Here is a 15,060-nt window from a genome sequence, read left to right on the forward strand (position 1 = left end):
GGTTTATCCGTTCACAATGACGCACACGGATCCCATTGCTGACATGTTGACCCGAATTCGGAACGCCAATGGCGTGGGCAAAGACCATGTCGATATTCCGAATTCAAAGATGAAGGTCGCTATCGCCCGTATTCTCAAGGACGAGGGCTTCATCAAGTACTACAAAGTGATGCGCACCGACAAGCAGGGCACCATTCGCGTGTTCCTGAAGTACGGGCCGAACCGCGAAAAGGTTCTCAATGGCCTCGAGCGCATCAGCAAGCCGGGTATCCGGCGCTACGTGAAATCCGACGAGATTCCGCGCGTTCGCGGCGGGCTGGGTATCACCATCCTGTCCACCTCGCATGGAATCCTCACTGGGCAAGACTGCCGCCGACAGAAGGTCGGCGGGGAAATTCTCTGCACCGTCTGGTAAGGTGCTGGAGGGACTGAATCGTGTCTCGTATTGGTAAACTTCCGATTCCCATCCCCAAGGGTGTCGAAGTCAAAATCAACAAGTCGAATGTCACCGTCAAGGGCCCCAAGGGCACCTTGGCCGTGGACACCGAAGGCCGCGTGGAAGTCAAGGTCGAGGACAATAACATTATTGTCCAGCGCTTTGACGACCAGCGCCAGTCCAAGGCCTTTCACGGCCTCTACCAGCGCCTGATCGCCAACAACGTTGTTGGCGTTACCGAGGGTTTCCGCAAGGAGCTCGAGATCCAGGGCGTTGGTTACCGCGCTGCCATGGAAGGCAAGGACCTGGTCCTGAGCCTCGGCTACTCGCATCCCATCCGTGTGACGCCGCCGGAAGGCGTCGTCTTCCAGGCTCCGAAGCCGACGGAAGTGATCGTCGAGGGCGCGGACAAGCAGGTCGTCGGTCAGCTCGCCGCGAACATCCGCGGCTGGCGTCCCCCCGAGCCCTACAAGGGCAAGGGCGTACGCTACAAGGGCGAGTACGTCCGCCGCAAGGTCGGCAAGGCCAGCGGTAAGTAACCTATAAACTTCAACCCGCGCCGAAAGGGCTACGAAGCGTCCTTTCCAATAAGCCGGGAGGCACAGGCGAAATGAAACTGAAGAGAACACTCAAGCATCGCAGAGATAAGTGGGGCCGCCAGTACCGGCGCCACCTGCGCGTGCGCAATCGGGTCAGCGGCAGCACCGAGCGTCCTCGCGTGATGGTTCGCAAGACCCTGAAGCACCTGTACGCACAGGTCATCGACGACTCGCCGACCGCCGGCAGCAAGACGCTGTTCTGCGTCAGCACCGTCGAGCGCGACGGCGTGAAGAACAAGGGCTACGCCAACATCGAAAACGCCAAGAAGGTCGGTGCCGCCGTCGGTGCAGCCCTTCAGGAGCGCGGCATCAAGGCCGTCGTCTTCGATCGCGGCGGATATCGCTACCACGGCTGCGTGAAGGCCTTGTGCGATGCGATGCGCGAATCCGGAATTCAAGTCTGACCAGGCTCGATAGCCGGCAAACAGAGTACGACTCTCAACTCGACTGGATACGAAGATGACGGTAATGGACGAGCAGAAAGATCAGGAAACGACTCAAGAAACCGTGGTGACTCCCTATGACCGCGTCGGGCGCATCGATGCCTCGAAGCTGGACCTTCGCGAAGAAGTAGTGAGCCTGAACCGCGTTGCCAAGGTGGTCAAGGGTGGCCGGCGCTTCAGCTTCGCCGCACTGGTCGTCGTTGGCGACGGACACGGACACGTCGGCGTGGGCTTTGGCAAAGCCAATGAAGTTCCCGCCGCTATTCAGAAGGCCATCGAAGCGGGCAAGCGGGCGATGATCGTCGTGCCCATCATTGGTCGAACCATTCCGCACGATATTATCGGACGCTACGGCGCCGGTAAGGTCCTGCTGCGCCCCGCGTCCGAAGGTACCGGCCTGATCGCCGGCCCGGCGGTGCGTGCCGTCCTCGAACTGGCCGGCCTGCAGGACTGCTTGAGCAAGGTCCTCGGAACCGAGAACCAGCTCAACGTGGTCAAGGCCACCTTCCAGGGCCTCAAGGACCTCGGCAGTGCGGAAGACGTTGCAACGCTGCGCGGCAAGACCCTGGAGGAACTCCTGGGCCGCAAGGGCGCCGAGCGCTATCGCAAGGGCCGCGAAGAAGCCATGAGCCGTAAAGCGGAAGTGGTTCAGCAGAAGCGCGAAGACAAGTCACGCCGCGGCACTTACACCGCCGGTGGTGGCGGACGTCGCCGTCGTGATGAAGACAGCGACGACAACTCCTCCAAATCTTGAGAGCGAAACCGGCGGGCGGTCTCCTTCGCTGAGACCACCCTCCCACTGATACCGGGAGTATTGGCGAGATGAAGAAGGTCAAGGTTACATGGAAGAAGAGTACGATCGGGACGATCCAGAAGCACCGTCGCACGATCGAGGCTCTCGGCCTGCACCGCGTAGGCCATAGTGTGGTCAAGGAACTGACACCGCAAATCCAGGGGATGATCGACAACGTCGATTACCTCGTTGAAGTCGAGGAAGTGACAGAATAATGAAACTTCACGAGTTGCCCGGCGATCCCGGGATGAAGCAGAAGAAGAAGCGCCTCGGCCGCGGCGAAGGCAGCGGACGTGGCAAGACTGCCGGCAAGGGCCACAAGGGCAAGCAAGCTCGCTCGGGCTCCGGCAAGGGCCCGTACTTCGAAGGCGGCCAGATGCCTCTGATCCGCCGTATTCCGAAGTTCGGATTCAGCAATCCCTTCCGCGTCGAGTACGAAGCCGTCAACGTGGCCGCCCTCGAGAAGAAGTTCGAGGCTGGCGCCACCGTCGATCGCGCTGCTCTGGAAGCCGCCAAGCTGGTTCGCACGAGCAAGCCCGTCAAGGTTCTGGGCAACGGCGAAATCAGCAAGGCTCTGACGATCAAGGCCAACGCTTTCTCGAAGAGCGCGGCCGAGAAGATCGCAGCGGCCGGAGGCACGGCGGAAGTCGTCTGAACTTAACTTTCAAGCGCCCCGGCGCATGAACCAGGTTGGTTAGCGAATGTTTGGTACAGTAGCGAACCTTTGGAAGATCAAGGACCTGCGTAAGAAGATCCTCTACACGTTGTGGATGATCGCTGTGTTCCGCATTGGCGCTCACATTCCGACGCCTTTCGTGAACACCGAGACGGTTCGTGAGTTCTTCGAGAAAGCCTCTGGCGCAGGCCAGGGCGTTTTCTCCATGGTCGACATGTTCACCGGCGGTGCATTCAGCCAGATGACGATCATGGCCCTGGGCATCATGCCCTACATCTCGGCCCAGATTATTATCCAGCTCTTGATGGTCGTTGTCCCACGCCTTGAGAAGATGAAGAAGGAAGGCGAGGCCGGCACCAAGAAGATCGAGCAGTACTCCCGCTACGGCACCGTCGCCCTGGCGGGGTTCCAGTCTCTTGGCCTCGGCATGCTGATGATCAGCCAGGGCTGGGTGACGCCGATGATGGAACAGCACCGCGTGATTTTCATGCTGCTCACGATGTTCTCGATGACCGCCGGCACCACGCTGTTGATGTGGATCGGCGAGCGCATCACGGAGAACGGCGTCGGCAACGGCATCTCGCTCATTATTGCTCTCGGCATCATGGCAGCCTATCCCGGCGCCGTCAGCCAGACCTACGCCCGCCTTCACTTCCAGGACCTTTCGAAGATCTGGGTTCCGGTCATCGCCGGGCTCTGCATCGTCATGACCGTCCTCATCATTGCCATGCAGGAAGGATCCCGCAAGATTCCCATCCAGCATGCGCGACGCACCGTCGGCCGGCGTGTCCAGCAGGCGCAGACCAACTACCTGCCCCTGAAGGTCAACACCGCGGGCGTTATCCCGGTGATCTTCTCCAGTGCCATCCTTACCCTGCCCCAGACTTTGCTGGGCTGGGTCGGCACTGGCCAGTCGGGAGCCATGGCCGGTCTCGGCACCTGGTTCTCCCCATATTCCCCCTATAACCTCTACGACGCCTTCGGCATTCAGAAGGAAAGCATCTTCCTTCTGCTGAAGTCTGCGAACCTGTACACGTTGTTGTACATGATCCTGACGGCATTCTTCTGCTTCTTCTACACCGCGGTGACCTTCAATCCGCAGGATGTCGCAGATAACCTGAAGCGTGCCGGCGCGTTTATCCCGGGCTACCGTCCCGGCAAGCAGACTGCCGACTACATCGACATGGTCCTGACACGCATCACCACGGTGGGCGCGATCTTCCTGGTCGGTGTGGCTCTCGTTCCTCAGATCCTGTCGAATGCCTTCGGCATTGCATACAGTACTGCACAGTTCGCCGGTGGCACGGGACTCATCATCGTGGTCGGCGTTATATTGGACACCATGAAGCGCGTGGAGAGCCAGTTGCTGCTGCGCCACTACGATGGCTTCAAGATTCGGCGCCAGGCGGGTGCCGGCGGCCGCGGCGAGTCTCGTCGCTGGTCGGGACGCAAGGCGCAGTAAGATTCTCGGAGAGCGGACCAACCATCGCCAGGGAGGGAGCCTTCTGTGAACCTGGTTTTGTTCGGCCCCCCCGGCTCGGGAAAAGGAACCCAGTCCGAGCTGGTTTGTGAGAAGTTTCACCTCTCCCACCTGTCCACCGGCGAAGCCATGAGGGCCGCCATCCGGGCAGGAACGGACCTGGGAAAGCGGGTCAAAGCGATCGTCGAACGAGGCGAGCTGGTACCCGACGAACTGGTCTCGGAAGTGGTTGACAAGATCGTGGTTGAGAAGCGTCCGAGTACCGACAGCTTTCTCTTTGACGGATACCCCCGGACCGTCAGCCAGGTCGCAGACCTCGATCGAATCTGCGAATTTCACACATTGAGTTCGCCGGCGATCGTGAATCTGGAAGTCCCATCCGAGATCCTGATGCTGCGCTTGACCGGCCGGCGACTTTGCTCGGAATGCAGGCGCACCTACAACGTTTACTTCGATCCGCCGAAACAGACCGGCGTTTGCGATCTCTGCCACGGCCCGCTGATGAAGCGCGTCGACGATACGCCGGAGACAGTCAAGGAACGGCTCGAAGTGTATGAACAGCAGACGAAACCCGTTCTGCATGAGTACGACAACCGCCACGTTCTGAGCAACATCGACGGGACGGGCACTACCCAGGAAGTCTTCGAGAGAATTCGAGCCATCCTGGCGGAGCAATACTGAGGAGATTTCGGCCCTTTGGCAGCGGGCCAAAGACGTCATGGCGCAGACTGGGAGTCATCCCCTGGAATTGAAAAGCACGGCGGAGATTTCGAAGATCCGCCGCGCCGGCCATCTGCTCCAGCGCGTTATTATGGAAGTTGCCCGGGCAGTCGACGTCGGAGTAACCACTCTCGAACTCGACCGGCTGGCAAAATCCAGGATCAAGGAAGCGGGCGCCATTCCTGCCTTCCTCGGAATGTACGGGTTCCCGAACACGCTCTGCGTGTCGCTCAACGAGGCGGTGGTCCACGGCATTCCGAACAAAGCCCCCCTGAATGAAGGCGATCTGCTTTCCATCGACTGCGGGGTCTTGCTCGATGGCTTCTTTGCCGACACGGCCTATACGGTTGGCGTCGGCAAGTGCAGCGCAGAGGCTGAGAGGCTGATGCAGGTCACGCGCGAATCGCTCGAACTGGCGATCGCCAAGTGCCAGCCCGGCTGTCGCCCCGGCGACATCGGCCATGCGGTGCAAACCCACGTGGAGAGCAATGGATTCCACGTGATTCGGGATTATACGGGCCATGGCATTGGCCGCCACCTGCATGAGGATCCGAAGATCGAGAACTTCGGCCCGGCAGGAAAAGGCAAACGCCTGATGCCCGGAACCGTGATCGCCGTCGAGCCCATGGTGGCTGTCGGCACGGGCGACACGGAAGTCCTGAACGACGACTGGACGGTCGTCACAAAGGATCGCAGTCTGTCGGCTCACTATGAGCATACGATCGCGATCACACAAGGCGGACCCGAGATCTTGACTCTGGCCGAGGACTAAAAAACCTCAGCTCGGGCTTGACAGGCCGCCCGCCGCTATGGAGCAATCAGAAATTGCGGTTCGGGGAAACCCGTCAACCGTGCCCATGCGGTCCAGCTTTTGAAACGGAAGGTTTATGGCCAAGGAAAAAGGCATCGAAGTCGAGGGCGTCGTAACGGAAACCCTCCCCAACGCCATGTTCCGAGTGGAACTGACGAACGGGATGAATGTACTCGCTCACATCTCTGGCAAAATGCGTATGCACTACATCCGCATTCTGCCCGGCGATCGAGTCACCGTGGAGCTCTCACCCTACGATCTGACGCGCGGCCGCATTACCTACCGCAACAAATAGACTACCCGAGCGGGTTCGAAATCGATGAATCCGCTGAATACCAGAGGGCGAGTACGCTCGACGGGAGTTAGGCAACAATGAAAGTTCGCGCCTCCGTAAAGAAGATTTGCAAGGACTGTCGCGTGATTCGTCGTCGCGGCGTCGTTCGCATCATTTGCAAGAATCCCCGCCACAAGCAGCGGCAGGGATAACCCACGACTTAGGCAGGAGCACCGACTGTGGCACGTATTGCTGGCGTCGACCTCCCGCGCGATAAGCGCGTCGAGTACGGACTAACTTACATCTTCGGCATCGGGGTTACCCGCAGCCGCGAGATCCTGAAGGCCGCCGGTGTCGAGCTCGACACCCGTGTGCGCGACCTGACAGAGGCCGAGGTCTCCAAGATCTCCGCCATCATCACCGGGAACTACAAAGTCGAAGGCGATCTGCGTCGCGAAGTCGGCCAGAACATCAAGCGCCTTATGGACATCGGCTGTTACCGCGGCCTTCGCCACCGCCGGGGCCTTCCCGCCCACGGTCAGCGCACCCGCACCAACGCCCGGACTCGCAAGGGCCCCCGCCGCACGGTCGGTAAGGGTTCCAAGTAATCTACGGATTTTTCTGAGGAGAACGACCTATGGCCAAGAAGAGTGGCCCCCGGCAGAAGAAAAAAGCCAAAAAGAACATCGGGCATGCCATCGTCCATGTGCATGCGACGTTCAATAATACGATCGTGACCTTTGCGGATCCCACCGGGAACACCATTTCCTGGGCAAGCGCCGGCGCCGCCGGTTTCAAGGGCTCCCGCAAGAGCACCCCGTTCGCGGCCGGCCAGGCTGCAGAGCGGGCCGCCAACCAGGCACGCGACCATGGCGTTAGCTCCTGCGACGTCGAGGTCAAGGGCCCCGGCTCCGGACGCGAATCGGCCATCCGGTCGCTTCAGGCCGCAGGCATCGTCATTCGCACCATCAAGGACGTAACCCCCATTCCCCACAACGGTTGCCGGCCTCCGAAGCGGCGCCGCGTCTGACGGGATACATCCAGCCCGGCCCTGTGTCGGACTGACCCATCGACTTCGAGGAATTTTCGTCGGAAAGAGGATAGATCACCGTGGCTCGATATCGCGGAGCAGTTTGCCGGCTTTGCCGGCGTGAAGGCAAAAAGCTTTTCTTGAAGGGCGAGCGTTGCCATGGCGCCAAGTGCGCTATTGAACGTCGCAACGTGCCCCCCGGCCAGCACGGCCAGACGCGCAAGAAGATGTCCACCTACGGCGTCCAGTTGCGCGAGAAGCAGCGTGCCAAGCGCATCTATGGCATCCTGGAACGTCAGTTCCGGCGCTACTTCGCCACTGCGGACCGCTATCGCGGCGTCACCGGCACCGTGCTGCTCCAGCTTCTGGAGCGCCGTCTGGACAACGTCGTCTTCCGCATTGGCTATATGGCCAGCCGTAAGGCTGCCCGCCAGTTCGTCCGCCACAACCACGTTTTGGTCAACGGCACCCGGGTCAACATTCCGTCCTACCAGGTTCGCCCCGGCGACGTGATTTCGATAACCGCCAAGGCTCGCGAACTGGCTCCGGTTCAGGAATTCGTGTCCCAGCTCGACCGTCGCGGCCGCAAGCCGTGGATCGAGTTCAACGTCGAAGACTACTCGGCTCGGTTCGTCAGCGTTCCCTCTCGCGAGGACCTGGACGACATCGATCTGCGCGAGCAGCTCATCATCGAGCTCTACTCGAAGTAACCGGCAGCCCTTTCGCGCGACAATCGGCTCGGTTTTTGCGCGAATGGGCTCCAACTGCGTTTCGGACTCTCGCGCCAACCGGTAATCGCCGACCCTAAGGAGAATGACTCGACTCATGGAGCTGGAACTTAAGCCGCTCATTCGGCCCACGCGCCTTGTACCTGACAAGCTGACGCTCAGCGACCACTTCGGACGTTTCTACGTCGAACCGCTGGAGCGTGGCTTCGGTACAACCATCGGCAACTCCCTTCGCCGGATCCTGCTGTCCTCGATCCAGGGAGCTGCCGCGACCAGCGTCCGCTTTGAAGGCGTTCGCCACGAATTCACCGCGATCCCCGGCGCTCGCGAAGACGTTAATGACGTCATCCTCAACCTCAAGCAGGTCGTCTTCAAGCTCGACGGCGTCCATGGCAAGACCACCATCTTCCTGGACAAGAAGGGCCCCGGCCGCGTTACCGCTGCCGACTTCGAACTGCCCGAGCACCTGACGATCCTGAACCCGGATCAGCACATCGCAGAATTGACCGGCGACGGTCACCTGCAGATGGAAGTTCTCGTGGCCCAGGGACGTGGCTACCTGCCCGCCTCCTACCCCGAGATGGAAGATGAAGACGACATCGGCATCCTGCCGATCGATGCGGTCTTCTCTCCGATCCGCAAGGTCCGCTACGAAGTCGCCGAGGCCCGCGTTGGCCAGCGCACCGACTACGACAAGCTGACCCTCGAAGTGACCACCGACGGCAGCGTCCGTCCGGAGGAATCGATCAGCTTTGCCGCCAAGATTCTGCGCGACCACCTCGACATCTTCATCCGCGTCGAGGATCGCGATTCCGCCATGTCCGAGACAATGGGCGGTGGGGAAGAAGAGGCGGAAGGCGCGGCACCGATCCAGGCCGTTCTCGATAAGTCGATCGAGGAACTGGAACTGTCCGTCCGCTCCTTCAACTGTCTGGAGGCCGCCGGCATCAAGACGATCCGCGACCTGGTCCAGAAGACCGAAAGCGAAATGCTGAAGTATCGTAACTTCGGCCGCAAGTCGCTGTCGGAAATCAAGGCGATCCTCAAGGGCTTCGGCCTCGGCTTCAACATGAAGCTGGACGAGCGCGGATTGCCCGTGAACCTGAACGTCGACGACAAGGAATAATCCCGGCCACGGCCGGTCAGCATTGCACCAATTCTTGAGAAGGCATCGGAATCATGCGTCATCGAAAACACCGCCAAAAACTCAGCCGGCCGACTGGCCATCGCCGGGCCCTGCTTCGTAACTTGGCCATAGGCCTGATTGAGCACGAGCGCATCCGCACGACCGAGGCGAAGGCCAAAGTTCTTCGTCCGTTCATCGAGCGTCTCGTGACCCTTGGCAAGAAGGGCGAGCAGCACCACCGCCGCCGCGCCTTCTCCGCCTTGGGCAAGAAGGTCCCTGTTCACAAGCTGTTCGAAGATATTGCGCCGCGTTTCGAAGGCCGCCCCGGTGGCTACACGCGCATCATTCGCGACGACCAGCGTGCCGGCGACGGCGCCTGGATGGCGTACATCGAATTCGTCGAGCAGGGCGCTGCCGCTTCCTCGGCTCCCGCCGAGACCGCAGCCGCCGAAGCCTGATTCGAACGCTGACAAACTCGATTCACCAACGCGCCTCCGGTTTGCCGGGGGCGCGTTTCTTCTTTGAGGACCAGCCGCGTTCGACTTCCTGTTTGCCACGCCGAACCGCCGTAGCCATCATCCCGGGTTGAACTTCGCACAAAGGAATCGCCATGGCTTCCAACAACCCGCTCCACTCCGCACTGTCGTTTCTCAACGAACGTCGCCCAGCATTTTGCGCCATGATTCATGTGCTGCCGTTGCCGGGCACCCCGCGCTACGGCGGGTCGCTGAAGGCCGTGATCGATGCAGCCCGGCGTGAGGCCCGCACCCTGGCCGACGCCGGCGTCGACGCGATCATGATCGAGAATATGCACGACGCCCCGTACGTTCTCCGGAATGTGGGGCCGGAGATCACCGCCGGTATGACGGCCGTCGGCTGTGCGGTTCGCGAAGAGATCGGCGACATGCCGCTCGGCGTCCAGGTTCTGGCTGGAGCGAACTGCGAAGCCATCGCCGTGGCGCAGTCCTGCGGGGCCAACTTCATTCGTGCGGAGGGATTCGTCTTTGCCCACGTCGGGGACGAAGGCACCCACGAGGCCTGCGCGGCGGAACTGCTGCGCTACCGCCGCATGGTCGGGGCGGAGGACATCGCGGTCTTGACCGATATCAAGAAAAAGCACTCGGCCCACGCCATTACCGCCGATGTCGACCTGGCGGAGACGGCCCACGCTGCCGAGTTCTTCGGCTCGGACGGCCTGATCGTGACCGGAACGGCGACAGGTCGGCCTGCGAAGCCGGGCGATCTGAAGGAAGTTCTCGGCGCGACCCACCTGCCTGTCGCGATCGGCTCGGGAATCACGCCGGAGAACGCTGCAGAGTATCGCGACGCGCATCTTCTGATCGTTGGGAGCTGGTACAAGCGCGATGGCTATTGGGAGAATGAAATCGATCCGGACCGCGTGGCCCGGCTGGTCGAGAGCATTCGCAAGTCCTGACCGCCGTCAGTCGTCCAGATCCCGCTCGAGCAACACCGCATCCTCGTCGAATCCACAGCGCTGATAAAATTCCCGCGCGCGCGTGTTCGATAGCTCGGTGCTGACTTCGACCTCTACGCAACCCATCTCGCGGCATTTCGCGACGGCTGCTTCGAGCAGGCGCCGCCCCAGTCCTCCCAGGCGAAATCCCGACGCAACGAAGAGCTCGTCGATGATTCCGGATGGGCCGGGATGACAGATCGTTCGTCGTGTCGTGAAGTTGATGAATGCGATCGGCATCTCGTTCCAGACACCAACGAGCACGGAGCTATTCGGATCCATCAGTAGCGCCCTGCAGTTCTCCGTTGCGTCGTTGATGCTTGCGCCGGTGGCCTGCTCCAGGACCTGGAGCAGTTCGGCAATCAGGCCGCGCAAGTAGGGGAGATCATCCTCCGTCGCCGGCCGAATCGTGATTTCCTCCATGGTTGCCCTCGTCTCGATGATTGAGGGCATCCTTCATCGCTCATCGCACTGTCCGCAAGAGCGTAACTCGCATCAGATCCATCGGCCGCTGAAGTAGCCCACTGTGTAGGCAACGTTGCACGCATCGCAATGATGGCGGCGGCCATGGAATTCCTGATCCAGGCCGATGATGTTCGAATCGCCGCTGATCCGGCGATTCTTGATCTCCATCAGGCACCCACAGTTGGGGCAACGCACCCGCGCCAGGCTGTGGCAGAACACCAGGGCGAACAACGCGGGCAGGACCAGCGCGACGGCGCCCGTGAACAATACCGGCATACCGGCCCAGGTCCGTCCGACGAACCACCCGATGGCAAGGGCCGTCGCAAGGCCCGCTGTTACGGCAAGAACCGTCGAGTAGGCCAGCTTCCGGAGGCGGCGCAGACCTGTCAGTGACATCGGCCACCGGCGCGAGAACGCACGCAGCGCCAGGAAGATCGATCCCGTGACGACAAATGCAATTCCCGCAATCGGCAACACGTTCGCCCACGTGAGTGCGTCCCCATTTGGGAGAATGTCGCCCACAATGGCGGCGACGTCCGCCGTTGCATGCGGCGGGATCTGGATCCCGAGCGCATAGTAGAACATCGCCGCCAGCCCCGCCCAGAATAGGCCGAGAATGCCGAGTTCCACGTACGACATCCGCAGGCCGACCTCGAGAATCTCGCCATGCGTGTGCTCGTCATGATGATGGTGGTGAGTGAAGCGCGTTCCTCCGCAGATATAGCAGTGCTTATCCGAGGACGCGTTGACTGTTCCGCAGCGTTTGCATTCTTTCATCTCGCTTGCTCCTTGGATTCGCGGGGGCTGACTTCGGTTTGCGAACCCGGCTGGCGTTTCTTGCGAGAGGGCAACGGGCGGGCACTACAAACAAATGCTATGAAAAGATGGTGCCAGTTTTCGGAGACCGCATGGATCGTGGCGGATTCCGCGTAAGTTCAACGCTGAGAAAGATCTCGTTTGAGAGCTCTCGCCGCGAAGGTTTGTCACACTTGAGCAAGTGCGACTCGTTTTGCAGGGCTGCAACGTCATCCACCCAATCCCGCTTGCGCCATCCCGGACATCGCCAAAAGGTCGGAGACGTCGAATCTGTGAACGAGGAACCGACGAATCCGTGGAACGCGACCTGCCCCGTCCGACATTGCTGGCCGTCCTTGTGCTGATCCTGGGTCGTGTCCTGGCATGGTCGGTCGGTTTCACAGGTTGGGGCGTTGCGGTTGTGCTGCTGGTGGCAGCCATCGGGGTTGGCCTCTCGAAGAGGCGTTCCGGGCATGCGCGTGCGGTTTCGCTTTTTCTGGGATTCCTATCAGTTGGAGTCGCCACCCAGGCTGGGCTCCAATCCTTCGAGTTCCACGATCGAGCAGCGGTTGCCTCATTGCCCGAGGCGCCGTTTGTCGAGGTCTCCGGCACCGTGGACGGCCACCCACGCGTTGGATCCGAGACGCTGCTTCTTTGGCTTCAGCCGGGGGCAGAGCTTTCGGCCGACGGATCTGAGGCCTTCCTTTCCACTCCGTTGCCCGTTCAGTTCCGGACAGACAACAACGCGCCGCGAGTCGAGACCGGCGATCACTTGCAGGCCCTCGGCCGAGTTGTCCCCGTGGATGGCGATGGTAATCACCTCTCCTGGGATCGATGGCTGGATGCGCAGGGGGCGGTGCTACTTGTTCGCGCATCGACGCTTCAATCCACGCCGCCAGCCGATCCATCGTTTTGGTTGCGGTATCGCCGAGCAATGGGGCGGCTCTCGGATTCCACCGAGGAACTTCTGAACGAAAACCTCTCGACGAACTCCGCATCGTTGTTGTCGGCGATCATGCTGGCGAGAACGGGCGGATTGTCGGAGCAGCAGCGGCATGACTTCCAACGCGCCGGACTGATGCACTTGTTTGCCGTTTCCGGACTGCACGCGGGATTGATTGCGGGATTGATCGTCTTGGTCGCGGCGATGCTGGGACTCGGTCCGCGAAGTCGTGCCATCGTTGTGCTGGTTGGTCTGCTTGTATTCTGTACCCTGACAGGGTTTCGATCGAGCGTGTTGCGCGCCTCACTTCTCGTCGGCGTGTTCGTTCTCCAGCCTCTCGTGCGGCGCGAAGTCGAACCCCTCTCCGCGCTTTCCTCCGTTGCGCTCGTGCTATTGGTATTTCGCCCGCGCGCGCTTTGGCAGTTGGACTTCCAGTTGTCATTTTTGTGCGCACTGACACTCGTGTTGGCCAGCCCTGGAGTGATCGCAATCCAGGAACACCTTGGCCCGAAACTTGGCTGGAAGCTGCCGGCGCGCATCGCCATACGATGGCTGCAGCTCGCATTCGTCTCCGCGTGCCTTCAACTCGCTCTCGCGCCGATTGTGGCCGGGCCATTCGGGATGGTGTCGTTGATCGCTCCAATTGCGAACGCACTGATTCTGCCGTTTGCCGCACCGATTCTCGGCGTCGGTTTCCTCGGCGCGCTTCTCCATCCAATCGCGCCCGAGATGGCGGCAGGGCTGGTGGGATTGCTGGATTGGCCGGTTGCCGGACTCAGCATGGCTACGACCCTTTTTGCGCGAGTGCCGGGCGGTGCCATCGAAGGCCTGGCTCCCTGGCCCGCGTGGGCGATCGGCATCTACTACCTGATTCTCCTTTCCGGACGTTGGATGCGATTGCGCCGCCACTTCAGCCCGGTTGATGGGGCGTGGTCGGTTGGGCTCACTGCGATCTTCGCGCTGGTCTTCCTCATCTGGTTTCCGTTGCTGCAGCCGATCGATCGCACGGCCCGCGTCACGTTTCTGGACGTCGGGCAGGGCGATGCGGTTCTTGTAGAAACGGGGGACGGAGTCACGATGCTTGTCGATGCCGGGCCGGAGCGCGGCCAGTCGCTTGTGCGGGAGCTACGGGCCATCGGCGTCGATCATCTGGATACGCTTGTCCTGACGCATGCGGATGCGGATCACGTTGCGGGGGCACCGGCGCTGATGGACGCCTTCCCAGTCGGGCGCCTCGTTGTCGGCGGCAGTCTCGCAACGACGAAGTCATGGGTTTCCGTTGCCGAATCCGTCGACCGCCATCGAATCCCCGTCGTGCAAGTGTCGCGAGGCGATGTCTTGCATCTCTCGTCGGGGATTCAAGCGGATGTGCTGCATCCTACGGCGGAGTTCCTCGACGAAGGCGATGAACGAAACGCCGCCTCTGTTGTCCTCCGCGTGTCGGTGGGGGAGACGTCCTTCCTGCTGACCGGCGATGCGGACTTTGACTCCGAGTCGGACATGCTCGCCCATTTGCCTGAAGCCAATCTGCGTTCCGTTGTTCTGAAGGCCGGGCATCACGGCTCCGCATCATCGACATCCATGCCATTCCTTGGGACGGTGCGCCCGGCCCACGCTGTGATCAGTTGCGGGCGGAATAACCGCTATGGTCATCCCGCGCCGGAAGCACTCGCGCGACTGCAAGAAATGGGAGTCCGCATCTGGCGAACCGATCGCCAGGGAACGCTGTCTTTTGAATCGGATGGGGAGCACTTGTGGGTGCGTGTCGAGCGGCTGACGGACGCCGAACCGCTAATCGCCTCGTGGAGCAAGTGAGTCCGAGACCTACTGCTGGACCTGAAGGATCTCCAGCTTCTCGCCGGGCTTGATCAGGCGATACTCGCGTCGGGCGCCGAGTTCGATGGAATCGATGTGGGTTCGCAGGGCCGTCACCTGGTTCTCCAGGACCTTCTGCTGCAGATCGACGGCTTCCAGGTTCTCTCGGGCCTCCGCGTAATGGACCTTCGCACGATGCATATCGGTCAACGACGGCGCGAGCAGCAGCGAGAAGGCTCCCACAGCCAGGAGCAGGGCAAGCGTCGCCCAAATCACCAATCGCCACCGCATCATTGTCGCAGACTGCCTCCATCGAGTGTCCCCGACTGTGGCGCTCTCTCTGGCAACACTGTCAAGATCGAAGCACCGAATCGCATCGACCCCCTCGGCAACCCTCACCTATGCAATTATCCCGACTGCCACAACTTCCGTCGCGATGATACCAACCCTCC

Annotated in this window: 21 protein-coding genes; 18 read left to right on the forward strand and 3 right to left on the reverse strand. The window is 61.0% G+C overall.

Features of this window, described 5'->3' with window-relative positions; genetic code table 11:
• The first annotated feature begins 16 nt into the window (after window positions 1–16).
• From rpsH to KQI84_11045, 17 genes are all read left to right on the forward strand, one after another.
• Window positions 17–415 carry a 30S ribosomal protein S8 gene (rpsH, locus tag KQI84_10965; protein MCB2155398.1) on the forward strand — a complete coding sequence of 133 codons (399 nt, stop codon included), beginning with the start codon at window positions 17–19 and terminating at the stop codon, window positions 413–415.
• A gap of 20 nt (window positions 416–435) precedes the next feature.
• Window positions 436–975: a 50S ribosomal protein L6 gene (gene rplF, locus KQI84_10970; GenBank protein ID MCB2155399.1), complete on the forward strand. Its 540-nt coding sequence runs from the start codon at window positions 436–438 to the stop codon at window positions 973–975.
• 71 nt (window positions 976–1,046) lie between these two features.
• On the forward strand, window positions 1,047–1,439 hold the full coding sequence (gene rplR, locus KQI84_10975; protein ID MCB2155400.1) for a 50S ribosomal protein L18: 393 nt from the start codon (window positions 1,047–1,049) through the stop codon (window positions 1,437–1,439).
• Window positions 1,440–1,503: 64 nt separating this feature from the next.
• Window positions 1,504–2,232 carry a 30S ribosomal protein S5 gene (gene rpsE / locus KQI84_10980; protein MCB2155401.1) on the forward strand — a complete coding sequence of 243 codons (729 nt, stop codon included), beginning with the start codon at window positions 1,504–1,506 and terminating at the stop codon, window positions 2,230–2,232.
• A 68-nt stretch (window positions 2,233–2,300) separates the two neighbouring features.
• Window positions 2,301–2,486, forward strand: a complete 186-nt coding sequence (rpmD, locus tag KQI84_10985) for a 50S ribosomal protein L30 (protein ID MCB2155402.1) — start codon at window positions 2,301–2,303, stop codon at window positions 2,484–2,486.
• Window positions 2,486–2,926: a 50S ribosomal protein L15 gene (gene rplO, locus KQI84_10990; protein MCB2155403.1), complete on the forward strand. Its 441-nt coding sequence runs from the start codon at window positions 2,486–2,488 to the stop codon at window positions 2,924–2,926. Before rpmD ends, rplO begins: the two co-directional genes overlap by 1 nt.
• Window positions 2,927–2,972: 46 nt before the next feature.
• Window positions 2,973–4,409 carry a preprotein translocase subunit SecY gene (secY, locus tag KQI84_10995; GenBank protein ID MCB2155404.1) on the forward strand — a complete coding sequence of 479 codons (1,437 nt, stop codon included), beginning with the start codon at window positions 2,973–2,975 and terminating at the stop codon, window positions 4,407–4,409.
• A gap of 45 nt (window positions 4,410–4,454) precedes the next feature.
• Complete coding sequence (locus KQI84_11000; GenBank protein ID MCB2155405.1) at window positions 4,455–5,108, forward strand: adenylate kinase; 654 nt, start codon at window positions 4,455–4,457, stop codon at window positions 5,106–5,108.
• A gap of 37 nt (window positions 5,109–5,145) precedes the next feature.
• Window positions 5,146–5,919: a type I methionyl aminopeptidase gene (map, locus tag KQI84_11005; GenBank protein MCB2155406.1), complete on the forward strand. Its 774-nt coding sequence runs from the start codon at window positions 5,146–5,148 to the stop codon at window positions 5,917–5,919.
• Window positions 5,920–6,034: 115 nt separating this feature from the next.
• Window positions 6,035–6,253: a translation initiation factor IF-1 gene (infA, locus tag KQI84_11010; GenBank protein ID MCB2155407.1), complete on the forward strand. Its 219-nt coding sequence runs from the start codon at window positions 6,035–6,037 to the stop codon at window positions 6,251–6,253.
• 77 nt (window positions 6,254–6,330) lie between these two features.
• Complete coding sequence (gene rpmJ / locus KQI84_11015; GenBank protein MCB2155408.1) at window positions 6,331–6,444, forward strand: 50S ribosomal protein L36; 114 nt, start codon at window positions 6,331–6,333, stop codon at window positions 6,442–6,444.
• Between the two features lie 27 nt (window positions 6,445–6,471).
• Complete coding sequence (gene rpsM / locus KQI84_11020) at window positions 6,472–6,840, forward strand: 30S ribosomal protein S13 (protein MCB2155409.1); 369 nt, start codon at window positions 6,472–6,474, stop codon at window positions 6,838–6,840.
• Window positions 6,841–6,869: 29 nt separating this feature from the next.
• The gene (gene rpsK / locus KQI84_11025; protein MCB2155410.1) at window positions 6,870–7,262 is read left to right on the forward strand and encodes a 30S ribosomal protein S11; all 393 of its coding nucleotides are present in this window, start codon (window positions 6,870–6,872) and stop codon (window positions 7,260–7,262) included.
• An 80-nt stretch (window positions 7,263–7,342) separates the two neighbouring features.
• Complete coding sequence (gene rpsD, locus KQI84_11030; protein MCB2155411.1) at window positions 7,343–7,972, forward strand: 30S ribosomal protein S4; 630 nt, start codon at window positions 7,343–7,345, stop codon at window positions 7,970–7,972.
• Window positions 7,973–8,087: 115 nt separating this feature from the next.
• Window positions 8,088–9,116 (forward strand): DNA-directed RNA polymerase subunit alpha, encoded by a 1,029-nt coding sequence (locus tag KQI84_11035; protein MCB2155412.1) that lies wholly within the window; start codon window positions 8,088–8,090, stop codon window positions 9,114–9,116.
• 53 nt (window positions 9,117–9,169) lie between these two features.
• Window positions 9,170–9,574 carry a 50S ribosomal protein L17 gene (gene rplQ / locus KQI84_11040; GenBank protein MCB2155413.1) on the forward strand — a complete coding sequence of 135 codons (405 nt, stop codon included), beginning with the start codon at window positions 9,170–9,172 and terminating at the stop codon, window positions 9,572–9,574.
• 152 nt (window positions 9,575–9,726) lie between these two features.
• Complete coding sequence (locus tag KQI84_11045; protein MCB2155414.1) at window positions 9,727–10,551, forward strand: BtpA/SgcQ family protein; 825 nt, start codon at window positions 9,727–9,729, stop codon at window positions 10,549–10,551.
• A 6-nt stretch (window positions 10,552–10,557) separates the two neighbouring features.
• On the opposite strand, the gene KQI84_11050 is transcribed toward KQI84_11045, so the two are convergent.
• Both KQI84_11050 and KQI84_11055 read right to left on the reverse strand, forming a co-directional pair.
• Window positions 10,558–11,043 (reverse strand): GNAT family N-acetyltransferase, encoded by a 486-nt coding sequence (locus KQI84_11050; protein MCB2155415.1) that lies wholly within the window; start codon window positions 11,041–11,043, stop codon window positions 10,558–10,560.
• 42 nt (window positions 11,044–11,085) lie between these two features.
• Window positions 11,086–11,832, reverse strand: coding sequence for a hypothetical protein (locus KQI84_11055; protein MCB2155416.1), 747 nt, complete (start codon window positions 11,830–11,832; stop codon window positions 11,086–11,088).
• A gap of 334 nt (window positions 11,833–12,166) precedes the next feature.
• Here KQI84_11055 and KQI84_11060 point away from each other — a divergent pair, with 334 nt between their 5' ends.
• Window positions 12,167–14,608, forward strand: coding sequence for a DNA internalization-related competence protein ComEC/Rec2 (locus KQI84_11060; GenBank protein MCB2155417.1), 2,442 nt, complete (start codon window positions 12,167–12,169; stop codon window positions 14,606–14,608).
• 9 nt (window positions 14,609–14,617) lie between these two features.
• Here KQI84_11060 and KQI84_11065 read toward each other — a convergent pair whose 3' ends face one another.
• Window positions 14,618–14,902: a septum formation initiator family protein gene (locus KQI84_11065; protein MCB2155418.1), complete on the reverse strand. Its 285-nt coding sequence runs from the start codon at window positions 14,900–14,902 to the stop codon at window positions 14,618–14,620.
• Window positions 14,903–15,060: the final 158 nt, after the last annotated feature.

The sequence above is a fragment of the bacterium genome, assembly GCA_020444065.1.
Classification (GTDB): domain Bacteria; phylum Sumerlaeota; class Sumerlaeia; order SLMS01; family JAHLLQ01; genus JAHLLQ01.